At 63.4% G+C, this 11,185-nt stretch carries 14 protein-coding genes; 12 read left to right on the forward strand and 2 right to left on the reverse strand.

Annotated elements, in window-relative coordinates:
• Positions 1-197 (forward strand): hypothetical protein (locus tag IVA98_RS30730; protein WP_247337560.1); only part of this gene is annotated, 197 nt, incomplete at its 5' end.
• A 65-nt stretch (positions 198-262) separates the two neighbouring features.
• On the opposite strand, the gene IVA98_RS30735 is transcribed toward IVA98_RS30730, so the two are convergent.
• On the reverse strand, positions 263-1,153 hold the full coding sequence (locus tag IVA98_RS30735; RefSeq protein WP_247298215.1) for a LysR substrate-binding domain-containing protein: 891 nt from the start codon (positions 1,151-1,153) through the stop codon (positions 263-265).
• A gap of 205 nt (positions 1,154-1,358) precedes the next feature.
• Here IVA98_RS30735 and IVA98_RS30740 point away from each other — a divergent pair, with 205 nt between their 5' ends.
• The 10 genes from IVA98_RS30740 (at position 1,359) to IVA98_RS30785 (ending at position 9,637) form a co-directional block, all read left to right on the forward strand.
• On the forward strand, positions 1,359-2,693 hold the full coding sequence (locus IVA98_RS30740) for a C4-dicarboxylate transporter DctA (RefSeq protein WP_247337562.1): 1,335 nt from the start codon (positions 1,359-1,361) through the stop codon (positions 2,691-2,693).
• Positions 2,694-2,714: 21 nt separating this feature from the next.
• On the forward strand, positions 2,715-3,215 hold the full coding sequence (locus IVA98_RS30745; RefSeq protein ID WP_247298217.1) for an ureidoglycolate lyase: 501 nt from the start codon (positions 2,715-2,717) through the stop codon (positions 3,213-3,215).
• Positions 3,216-3,243: 28 nt separating this feature from the next.
• A complete protein-coding gene (locus IVA98_RS30750; protein WP_247356150.1) occupies positions 3,244-4,083 on the forward strand; it encodes a bifunctional allantoicase/(S)-ureidoglycine aminohydrolase in 840 nt (279 codons plus the stop codon).
• Between the two features lie 188 nt (positions 4,084-4,271).
• On the forward strand, positions 4,272-4,724 hold the full coding sequence (locus IVA98_RS30755; protein ID WP_247337564.1) for a DUF2231 domain-containing protein: 453 nt from the start codon (positions 4,272-4,274) through the stop codon (positions 4,722-4,724).
• The gene (locus IVA98_RS30760; protein ID WP_247337566.1) at positions 4,721-6,058 is read left to right on the forward strand and encodes a PQQ-dependent sugar dehydrogenase; all 1,338 of its coding nucleotides are present in this window, start codon (positions 4,721-4,723) and stop codon (positions 6,056-6,058) included. Before IVA98_RS30755 ends, IVA98_RS30760 begins: the two co-directional genes overlap by 4 nt.
• Before the next feature lie 58 nt (positions 6,059-6,116).
• On the forward strand, positions 6,117-6,320 hold the full coding sequence (locus tag IVA98_RS30765; RefSeq protein ID WP_247337568.1) for a DUF2188 domain-containing protein: 204 nt from the start codon (positions 6,117-6,119) through the stop codon (positions 6,318-6,320).
• A gap of 32 nt (positions 6,321-6,352) precedes the next feature.
• Positions 6,353-6,523, forward strand: coding sequence for a hypothetical protein (locus tag IVA98_RS30770; RefSeq protein WP_247337570.1), 171 nt, complete (start codon positions 6,353-6,355; stop codon positions 6,521-6,523).
• 123 nt (positions 6,524-6,646) lie between these two features.
• Entirely contained in the window at positions 6,647-7,849 is a 1,203-nt protein-coding gene (locus tag IVA98_RS30775; protein WP_247356146.1) for an MFS transporter, read from the forward strand.
• Positions 7,850-8,020: 171 nt separating this feature from the next.
• Positions 8,021-9,250: a CaiB/BaiF CoA transferase family protein gene (locus IVA98_RS30780; RefSeq protein WP_247356147.1), complete on the forward strand. Its 1,230-nt coding sequence runs from the start codon at positions 8,021-8,023 to the stop codon at positions 9,248-9,250.
• A gap of 171 nt (positions 9,251-9,421) precedes the next feature.
• Positions 9,422-9,637 (forward strand): hypothetical protein, encoded by a 216-nt coding sequence (locus tag IVA98_RS30785; RefSeq protein ID WP_247298256.1) that lies wholly within the window; start codon positions 9,422-9,424, stop codon positions 9,635-9,637.
• Positions 9,638-9,712: 75 nt separating this feature from the next.
• On the opposite strand, the gene IVA98_RS30790 is transcribed toward IVA98_RS30785, so the two are convergent.
• Positions 9,713-10,378 carry a TetR/AcrR family transcriptional regulator gene (locus tag IVA98_RS30790; protein WP_247356148.1) on the reverse strand — a complete coding sequence of 222 codons (666 nt, stop codon included), beginning with the start codon at positions 10,376-10,378 and terminating at the stop codon, positions 9,713-9,715.
• A 216-nt stretch (positions 10,379-10,594) separates the two neighbouring features.
• Here IVA98_RS30790 and IVA98_RS30795 point away from each other — a divergent pair.
• Positions 10,595-11,185: acyl-CoA dehydrogenase family protein (locus IVA98_RS30795; RefSeq protein ID WP_247356149.1), on the forward strand; the 591-nt coding region annotated here is incomplete at its 3' end.

Genomic DNA, 11,185 nt, shown 5'->3' on the forward strand with positions numbered 1-11,185 from the left:
AACTCGCTTTCCACGGCATCTACACCTCCCGCAGAACAAAAGCGGAAAGTGTAACCCGTCTGTCCGGTACGAAATGTCACCTATGTCTCGGGCCGCTCACAACAGCTTGGACGTTTCATTCCGACACGTCGCGCTTCATCGACGACGATCGGCGCTTGTCCCGTGCTTTCGGCAAGACGGCCACACGTGGTCAGTGAAAACGATCGCAATGGTCTGAGCAGTGGCGCGCCCCTGCTGGCATGGTCGATGACCTGAGCCTGGCTCAGGCTCTTCGCTGGTTGAGATACCGAAGCGCGAGCCTGATGAAATTGTGCACCACCATTGACGTCTCGTCCGCCCTGAACACCAGAAACACGTCGGCTGTGGGCGGCGAGGGCCTGATCGGGCGGAATACGATGTCCGTGGTTGTGAACCGCTCAATCGACTGCGGCACGAGTGCCACACCAAAACCTGCGGCAATCAGACTTGGGATCGACTGGGCATCGACGACTTGCTGGGAAACCTTTGGGAGAAAGCCGGCGTCGACACAGCACTTCTGCACGTAGCGGGCGAAATCGGAGCTGTCCGGATCTAGGACGACGTGATCCTCGGAGGCGAGATCGCCGAGGGCGATGCGTCTGCGTTGCGCCAGCCGATGGCTGCGGGGCAGGGCCAGAACGACCTCTTCGCGCCACGCCAGCTTGCTGGTCAGGTCGCGCTCGGCGGGAACACCGCGAATGAGACAGATGTTGGTGGCACGGCTGAGGAGCGCGGCGATTTGCAGCGACGGCGCCTGCTCATGCACCGTCATCTTGACCAATGGCGCAACCTTCCGATAGGCCGCGAGCAGCTCGGCGAGACGACCGCGCAGGATGGAGCCGGTCGCCCCGACATCCAGCGTTCCGACCAAGCCGGCGCCGATCGACCGAACCTCGTCTTCCGTGGCTTTGACCTGCTGCAGGATCGCGCGCCCCCGCACCAGCATGGCTTCGCCGGCCTGCGTCAACTCGACCCTGCGGCTGGTCCTGTAGAGGAGCTGGGTGCCGAGTTCGGCCTCGAGCGCCTGGATATGTTGGCTGAGCGGCGGCTGCGAGAGGTTCAGCCGTCGGGCGGCAAGGGTGAAGCTGCGCTCTTCGGCCACCGCGATGAAGTACCGGAGCTGGCGCAGATCCATAGTGAAACCCTATCAATCGTGTCGTTCTATATATTGGACTCGGCAGCGAGGCTGGTCAACGAATGACCGATGGAGACCTCGCGCGTGCTGCCGCGACCGAACGGCTCCATCCGCGGCGACTTCACGTCGCCGCCAACGCTAAGAGTGGCGAAGGCTAAAGGCCGATTAAGCCAGACAAATGGAAGCCCAGGGAGCGAGGAAAGCCATGCCCAAGATTTTCAAGTCACTCTTCTTCCAAGTGGTCGTTGCACTCGCGGCCGGCATCGCTCTCGGCATGGCCTATCCGGACACTGCATTGCAGATGAAGCCGCTGGGCGACGGCTTTATCAAACTCATCAAGATGCTGGTGCCCGTCATCGTGTTTTGCGTGGTGGTGCAGGGAATATCGGCGGCCGGCGACCTTTCAAAGGTTGGAAGGGTGGGCATCCGCTCGCTTCTCTATTTCGAGATCGTCACCACCATCGCCTTGGTGTTCGGCATCGCGCTTGCTTACTATTTCCAGCCCGGCGCCGGAATGAACATCGATCCAAGGACGCTGGACGCCAAGGCGCTTAGCGGGTTCAGCCAGACCGCCGCTCAGGTCGCCGGCGGGGGCGTCTCCGAATTCCTGATGAAGCTCATCCCGTCGACCATCGTCGGAGCCTTCAGCTCCGGGGATGTTCTGCAGGTCCTGATCGTCTCGATCATGTTTGGTTGTGCCATGTCGTTGTGCGGCGAGCGCGCGAGGCCAGTCGTCGATTTCGTCGAGCGGGTGAACGAGATCATCTTCAAGATGATGAACTTCGTCGTCCGGCTCGCCCCGCTCGGCGTCTTCGGTGCGATCGCCTTCACTGTCGGCAAATATGGCATCGGTTCACTGAAGCAGCTCGGGGGGCTTGTTGCCCTGTTCTATCTGGCGGTGTTCTTCTTCGTGGTCGTCGTGCTCGGAACGATCATGCGGCTCTCGGGCTTCAGCCTGTTCAAGTTGCTGGTCTATCTGCGTGAAGAGCTGATGATCGTTCTCGGCACGGCCGCAGGCGACAGCGTGCTTCCGCAGACCATGCGCAAGCTCGAACAGCTCGGGATCAAGCGGTCGACGGTCGGTTTGGTCATTCCGACAGGGTACTCATTCAATCTGGATGCCTTCTCGATCTACTTGACCTTGGCGGCGGTCTTCATTGCACAGGCGACGAACACACCGCTCGCCACGGGCGATCTCCTGGCGATCCTCGGCGTCGCGTTGCTCACCTCCAAGGGAGCTCATGGCGTCCCGGGCTCGGCCATTGTCGTCCTCGCGGCGACGCTGGCAGCCATTCCGGCCATCCCGGCGATCGGACTGGTGCTGATCTTGTCGGTGGACTGGTTCATCGGAATCGCCCGCGCGCTCGGCAATTATGTCGGAAACTGCGTTGCCACGGTGGTCGTCGCCTCGTGGGAGGGGGACCTCGATCGCGCGAAGGCGCATCGCATTCTCGATGGTGAGATCGTTCCTTCAAGCGAGAACGTGCAAATCGATCCGGCCGGCCCGAACGCTCCCGTCGCGGGCCTGCAGACGCTTTGAACGCAGAGGCATGTGGTTGATATGGCAAAACTCTCGGTCGAGCCCTTGACGAGGCAAGCCTTCGCTCCGTTCGGAGAGGTCGTCGAAACGGAAGGGTTAACGCCCCTGTCGATCAACCAGGGATATGCCGTGCGCTACAACGACCTCGCCAATATCGATGTCGGTGCGGACGGCGGACAAATCAACTTCAGCTGGTTTGTCGCCTCTGCGCGGCCCGCGCCGATCGTAATTCGCTTGATGGAGCGCCATCCACTTGGAAGCCAGCTATTCATGCCCCTGAACGGAGGAAACTGGCTGGTCGTCGTTTGCACCGACCCACACACAGCCTCGAGTTATCGGGCGTTCGCTGCCAATGGCAACCAAGGCGTGAACTATGCCCGAAACTGCTGGCACCACCCGCTTCTGGTGGTCAAGGACGCAAGCTCGTTCCTTGTCGTCGATCGAAAGGGGGGTGGTAACAATCTCGAAGAATATTGGCTGGACGAGACGATGCAACTCGATCCCAAGACGGCCGCAAGCTGACCCCCCGTAACGTCCACGAGGCTCGATGATGTCATCGCAAACCTATCACATCCCGCAAGGGGGCCTTCCGCCCCAGACGGATCTTCTAAGTGGCCGGGCGGTCTTTACCAACGCCTACGCGGTCATCCCCAACGGCGTGCAGCGCGACATCGTCGTCAGCCACCTGCCGCACTGGGAGGACACGCGCGTCTGGGTGCTGGCGCGACCGCTCTCCGGATTCGCGGAGACGTTCTCCCATTATCTTATGGAGATCGCGCGGGATGGAGGAAGCGAAGTTCCCGAACCCGACAAAGACGCCGAGGGCGCGTTGTTCGTCGTGGGCGGCAGGTTGCTCCTCAAATTGGCGGACGAGGAGCATGAGCTCAGGCCCGGCGGCTTCGCCTATCTGCCACCCGGCTGCGCCTGGAGCATTCGCAACCGGGGCCACAGCCCGGCGCAGCTTCACTGGATCCGCAAGCTGTATCAGCGCGTGCCCGGATTGGCGGAGCCCGAGGCGATTGTGACCCATGCAGACTCGGTTGAACCGGTACCGATGCCGGGCACTGAGGGAAGGTGGGCGACCACGCGCTTCATCGATCCGGCCGACATGCGGCATGACATGCACATCAATATCGTCACGTTCGAGCCGGGTGCGACGATCCCCTTTGCAGAGACGCACGTCATGGAGCACGGATTGTATGTCCTCGAGGGCAAGGCCGTGTACCGCCTTAATCGGGACTGGGTCGAAGTCGAGGCCGGAGACTATATGTGGCTGCGCGCCTTCTGCCCGCAGGCGTGCTACGCAGGAGGCCCCGGTCGGTTTCGCTATCTGCTTTACAAGGATGTCAACCGGCACATGAATCTGCGGCAGGGAGCTCCGCTGATTTAACCTTGAGTAACGTCGGTTTTGGGCAAGCCGGCTTTGGCTAGAACCGACGATCCGGGCCGGGCCGCAGACTTCCCACTCGGCGCGACGCCGAATATGTGGGCGCGCCCGGGCGATCAATCCGCTCAGGAACCATCGCCGCAAGCACGAGTTTCCCGGTCGGGCGGGGCGAAGGTCACACGAGGCCGACCGTGCAAGACGACATGCGTGTGCGCTCCACGGCGCAGATCGCGGGCCATCCCATTCATCCGATGCTGGTGCCGATCCCGATCGCGTGCTTCATCGGGGCGCTGCTGACCGACATCGCCTATGTCGCGAGCGCCGAGGTCATGTGGGCGAATTTTTCCGCCTGGCTTCTGCTCTTCGGCGTCATCTTCGGCGTGCTCGCGGCCATTGCAGGCCTCACTGATTTCCTCGGCAACCGACTGGTGCGGGCGCAGCCGCCGGCGTGGCCGCATCTGATCGGCAACGCTGTGGCGCTGATCCTTGCGATCTTCAATACGATGATTCACATGCGCGATGCCTGGACCTCGGTGTGGCCCACCGGGCTCGCTCTTTCGGTGATTACCGTGCTGATCCTGCCCGTCACCGGCTGGCTCGGCTGGGCCATGGTGTATCGCCACGGCGTCGGAGTTGCACGATGATGGCAAAGCTCACCCGCGCGCTGCTGTGCTCTTCGTTGCTGTGTCTGGCCGGCTGCAATGACGGCAATGGCGATCCCAAGGCGCAAATCGGCCCCAATCCGACGCTGCCGGATATCCAGCAATATCTGCTGCCGCCGGTCCACATCGCCCGCATCGTCGGCTGGAAGAAGGACGAGACACCGACCGTTGCGCAGGGCTTGCAGGCCAAGGCGTTCGCAACCGGGTTGCAGCATCCGCGATCCCTCTATGTGCTGCCCAATGGCGACGTGCTGGTGGTGGAGTCCAAGGCGCCGAAGGGCGCCTCGATCAAGCGCCCCAAGGAAATCGTGATGGGATATGTCGAGTCCTGGGCGACCTCGGGCGGCGGCGACAGCGGGCCGGGTAACCGCATCACGCTCCTGCGCGACAGCAATGGCGACGGCGTGCCTGACACCCAAAGCGTCTTCCTCGACCATCTCAACTCGCCGTTCGGCGTCGCGCTGGTTGGCAACGATCTCTATGTCGCCAACACCGACGCGATCGTGAAATATCCCTACACCGAGGGCGACACGAAGATCACCGCACCCGGCACGGTGCTGACGCCGCTGCCAGGCGGGCCGATCAATCATCATTGGACCAAGAGCCTGGTCGCTAGCCCCGACGGCTCAAAGCTCTATGCCGGCGTCGGCTCCAACAGCAACATCACCGAGAACGGCATGGAGGCCGAGCACAATCGCGCCGCCATCCTCGAGGTCGATCGTGCCAGTGGCCGCTGGCGCCTCTTCGCAAGCGGCCTGCGCAATCCGAACGGCCTCAGCTTCGAGCCACAGACCGGCGCATTGTGGACAGTGGTGAACGAGCGCGACGAGATCGGTCCCGATCTCGTGCCCGACTACATGACGTCCGTCAGGGACGGCGGCTTCTACGGCTGGCCTTACAGCTATTGGGGCCAGCACGTCGATCCCCGCGTCAAGCCGGAGCGGCCGGACCTCGTCGCTAAGGCGATCGTGCCGGACTATGCCCTGAGCTCGCATGTCGCCCCGCTGGGGATGGCTTTCTCCGCCGGCACCAGCCTGCCGGCCGCCTATCGCAACGGCGCTTTCGTCGGGGAGCACGGCAGTTGGAACCGGCAGGTGCTGAACGGCTACAAGGTCGTGTTCGTGCCTTTTGCGGACGGCAAGCCGAGCGGACCGGCGCAGGACGTTGTCACCGGCTTCCTCAACAGCGACAATCACGCGCGTGGACGCCCCGTTGGCGTTGCCATCGACAAGACCGGCGCGCTGCTGGTCGCCGACGACAGCGGCAACACCGTGTGGCGGGTGACGGCGGCGCATCCGCAGCTGACGCAACGTTAGGCGCGCCCGCGCGTTATCGGGCAGACGATCTCTGAACGCAAAGCCGGGAGTTTGGACAATGGGTCTTGCTCAATACGCCGTCGTGCCGGTGCAGGACGAATGGGGCGTGCTGCACGACGGGGACGTCAAGAGCCGATACGCTACCAAGGAAGCTGCATTCGAGTCGGCGGTTGCCGCGGCATCCTTGGCCCTTCGTGAGGGACATGAAGTCCATGTCAGCGTGCCCGGCCGTGACGCAGGCGAGACCGCGCTCGGTGTCTAGGGGCCGCGGAATAGCATCTAGAGGAGGCCACGATGACCAAGCCTCGTGAGCAGAATGGCGTCGAGCCGCCGCTGTCCGAAGACGACATCCAGCGCGATCAGCTCGGCCCGCGCGGCGTCCCGGATGCGCCAGACCCCGCCAAAATGACCCCGCAGCGCGAAAAGAAGACGCCGAAGCATATCGCGCCGGGCCACACGTCCTGACACGGGCGTGCTCTGCGGCTGGCGCCGCGGTGCCATTCGGAACCGATATTCCCGCAAGCTGAGTCTACCGGTAAAACGGGCTTGCTGGCGCGATCCGCGCCCGGCGGGCAGGCGATATCGGGAATGCGGTTCTTGAAGTCTGACAGCAGGCTAATCGGCGTCCTGCTGGTGCTCGAGATCACGCAGCTGGTCGGGTGGGGCACGATCGGGCTTCCCGCCATTGTCGGGCGCGATCTTGCAGCCGATCTGGGCATGAGCCTGCCGGCGGTATTCGCGGGGACATCCGTTCTTTACGTCGCGATGGGACTGTGCGCCCCCTGGCTCGCCAAGTCCTTTGCGCGGCATGGCGCGCGGCCGATCATGATGATCGGCACGGTCGTGACCGCGCCGGGCTTCGTGCTGCTGTCGCTGGCGCGCGAGCCGATGCTCTATTTCACGGCCTGGATCGTGCTCGGCATCGCCGGCAGCGCGACCTTGTCGACCGGCGCCTATATCATGCTGAACGAGGTCGCCGGTAGGCAGGCCAAGAGCGCGATCGGCGCGCTCATGCTGGTGACGGGACTGTCCAACAGCATCTTCTGGCCGGCCACCTCGTTCCTGAGCAGTCACCTCGGCTGGCGTGGAACATGCCTCGTCTATGCAGCCACGACGCTCCTCGTTTCGCTTCCGCTCTATGCGTTCGCGGCTCCGCGTCGGAGAGGCGCGGATAGCGATGGCGGTGCGCCGGCCGAACCTGTAGAGCCTGCAATTGCGCGGAGCACGTTCCGTCTCGTCGTTGCCGCGATCACCCTCAATGCCTTCGTCAATTTCGGCGTTTCCGCCATTCTCATCGAGCTGCTCCGCGCGGAGGGGCTGGCGCCAGCACAGGCCATTGCCTTTGGCTCGATGCTCGGTGTGATCCAGGTCAGCGCGCGCGGACTGGACTTCCTTGGAGGCGGGCGATGGGACGGCATCACGACCGGCCTCGTCGCAGGCACGGCATTGCCCGTGGCGATGCTGCTCCTGATGATGAGCGAGGGTACGACCTGGGCGGTCGCGGTCTTCATCCTGCTCTATGGCGCCGGCAGCGGCGCGATGGCGGTGGCGCGCGCGACCATCCCGCTGGTGTTCTACGATCAGGCCGAGTTCGCCAAGGCGATGTCGATGATCGCGCTGCCGCTCAATCTCGCCTCCGCAATCTCGCCGCCGCTCCTCGTCGGATTGCTCACGGAGTTTGGCAGCCGCGCTGCGCTCGGTCTCACCTTCGTCTGCTCCTGCGCAACCGTGCTGATCCTGGTCCTGCTCGGGCGGCGGCGGCCGCGAACCGCTGCTGCAGCCCTGACCTAAGACAATCTTCGCGGCGCGGAATTCGACATCAGGCCGATCCTGCTGCCGGGCGGGGATGGCCGTATGCCGCCAGTGCAGTGCTCGACGCCCGAAAATGGTGTATCCGCGGGGTGCGCGGCCAGAGCTCTCGAGCCGCCGCGCCAAGATCCCAGTTCCCCGGAGGAAATCGACATGTCGGCTTTGCCGCTTTCAGGCATCAAGATCCTTGACCTTACCCGCGTGCTCGCGGGGCCGCTGTCGGCGCAGATGCTGGGAGACCTCGGTGCGGAGGTCATCAAGATCGAGCGGCCGGGCACCGGCGACGACGCGCGCGCCTTCGGCCCGCCTTACCTGACCGATCCCGAGGGCAAGGCGAACAACAACAACTCGTTCTACCTCTGCGCCAACCGCAACAAGAAATCGGTCACCGTCAACATCGCCAAGCCCGAGGGGCAGGCGATCATCCGCGAGCTCGCCAAGGACGTCGACGTCTTCATGGAGAATTACAAGGTCGGCGATCTCAAGCGCTACGGCCTCGACTATGAATCGATCAAGGCGATCAATCCCGGCATCATCTATTGCTCGGTGACCGGCTTCGGCCAGACCGGCCCATACGCGCCGCGCGCCGGCTACGACGCGATTTTGCAGGCGATGGGCGGGTTGATGAGCGTCACCGGCCATATCGATGGCGAGCCGGGCGAGGGCCCGATGAAGGTCGGTCCTTCCATCGTCGACTACATGACCGGCATGAATTCATCGATCGGGATTCTCTCCGCGCTCTACCACCGTGACGCCAATGGCGGGGCGGGACAGCACATCGACGTCTGCCTGTTCGATACCGTCATCGCATCCCTGTCGCACTGGCTCCAGATCTACCTCGTCAACGGCAAGACCCCGCCGCGCCGCGGCACCTGGGGCAATGGCGGCATGCCGGCCGGCGTGTTCCGCTGCACCGATGGCGAGCTGATGCTGGTGGTCGGCAATGACGGCCAGTTCCAGCGCACCTGCGCCGTGCTCGGCGCGTCCGAGCTCGCCAGCGATCCGCGCTTCATCAAGAACAACGACCGCGTCGTGCACGGCAAGGAGATCATGGCGATCTTCGCCGGCCTGTTCCTGAAAAAGCCGGTAGCCTATTGGCTGGAAAAGCTGGAGGAGGCCGGCGTGCCCTCAGGGCCGATCAACAATTTCGAGCAGGTGTTTTCCGATCCGCACGTCCAGTCGCGCGGCATGCGGGTGAAGGTCAATCATCCCTTCGAGCCCGATCTGTCGCTGGTTCGCAACGCGCTCACTTTGTCGGAGACGCCGATCAACGACTATCGCGCGCCGCCGCTCTTGGGCGAGCATACTGAGGAGGTGCTCGCCGGCAAGCTCGGCTATGGTGCAGGCAGGATCGAGGAGCTGAAGCAGCACGGGATCATTTAGCGGTCGCTTCGCTCTGTCCGCGAGCAAACTCGCATCGAGCAAGCCGGCGCGAGCCGGCTTGCGTGAAGCTTGTGCGCAATCCCCAGATAATCCCGATCCGTAGTCGCACAGGCTTTCGCTTCGCGCCCGATTCTGATCCGATCTTCCCACTTCAGCTCGGGAGGGAAACGAATGTCCTACACGATCGGGTTCCAGGCCAAGAACCAGAAGGGTATTCTGGCGACCGAGGCGGCCACCGCCAATCAGGCCGTCGCCATCATTGCCGCGCTGCGGCAAAGTTCCGATGAGATCAAGTTCATCCGTTCGCCCCAAGAAGGTGAGATGGGCATCGAGATGCTGCTGCTGCTGGCCAAGGAAGAGGCCGAGGAGATGCCGCAGCGGGCGTAACCCCCTGCACACGAAATTCCGACGTCTCCCGCAGCGGGAAGTGAGGCCGTATCGGCCCTGAGCGAGCCTGTTTGATCAGCGCGCGTTGCGTGCCAGCGCCGGCGCCTTCGTCTCGCTCCGGCCCGCCGTCAGCGCCATCGTCGCGACGCGGACGACGCGCGCGACCACGTCCTCGACGTTATCGAGGTCGCATTTGCCCTCCGACAGCTTCGTCAGCCGCTCGCTCTCACGGATGGTGTGGTGCGCCATGGCGAGCGCGAAGTTCAGGCCCCAATAGATATCGACCTCGCTGCGGTCGGGCAGGGACCTGCGCATCGCGCCGGCAAATTTGCGCAAATGGTCGATCTCGCGGTTCTTGATGCGGCGAATCGGCGGCACGGACTCGATCGAGGCGCGGATCATGAAGCGCGCCGCGGTCGAGCGCTGGTTCTCGGGGCCGAGGCAGCCGCGCAGGGTGGGTCCGACCAGCGCGCGCAAGATGACCTCAATCGGTGCGCAGCCGCCGCCCTGTTCTTCCGCCGCCTTCAATTCGCGCAGGCGCTCGCGATTGGTCGCGATCGAGCGCGAGACGAACAATTCCGCGATCAATTCATCCTTCGAGCCGAAATGATAGTTCACCGCGGCCAGATTCACATTGGCCGCCGCGACGATGTCGCGCAGCGTCACGTCGCCGAAGCCGCGATCGGCATAGAGCCGTTCGGCGGCGGCGAGAATGGCAGACCTCGTATGATCGCTGGCCATGGGTGCCCTGGATGAGGGGAGTTGCAATTCAAACAGTTGTATGAAACTATCGTTTGAAGGTCGGAATTGTCAATCCGCAATCGGGACTCGTTCGCAACTCGCGATTCCGTTCCGAACGGCCGCAACGCGCGCGCATTCGCGCTTGCGGGCGGCGCGCGGCGGCAGGACAGTTCGGCGCCAGAGAAATTGTTCAAAAAGCAAAACGAGGAGCGTCCCATGGATTTCGATCTGTCGCCCAAGCAGAAGGAATGGCTCGACCGCGTGCGGTCTTTCATGACCAAGCACGTGCGCCCGGCGGTGCCGGTCTACGACCAGCAGGACAAGAGCGGCGACCGCTGGAAGGTGATTCCGATTCTGGAAGACCTCAAGAAGAAGGCCAGGGCGGAAGGCCTGTGGAACATGTTCATGCCGCCGTCCGAGCACGAGGACGACGAATTCCGCGGCGCGGGACTGACCAATCTCGAATACGCGCTGCTGTCGGAAGAGATGGGCCGCATCACCTGGGCTTCGGAAGTATTCAACTGCTCGGCGCCCGACACCGGCAACATGGAAGTCTTCATCCGCTACGGCACCAAGGAGCAGAAGCGCAAATGGCTGCGCCCGCTGATGGACGGCGAGATCCGCTCCGCCTTCCTGATGACGGAACCGGCGGTGGCCTCGTCGGACGCCACCAACATCGAGACCCGCATCGAGAAGGACGGTGATTACTACGTCATCAACGGCCGCAAATGGTGGTCGTCCGGCGTCGGCGATCCCCGCTGCAAGATCGCGATCCTGATGGGCAAGACCGATTTCAAGGCGGCCAAG

Source organism: Bradyrhizobium sp. 160, from assembly GCF_023073735.1.
Lineage (GTDB): Bacteria > Pseudomonadota > Alphaproteobacteria > Rhizobiales > Xanthobacteraceae > Bradyrhizobium.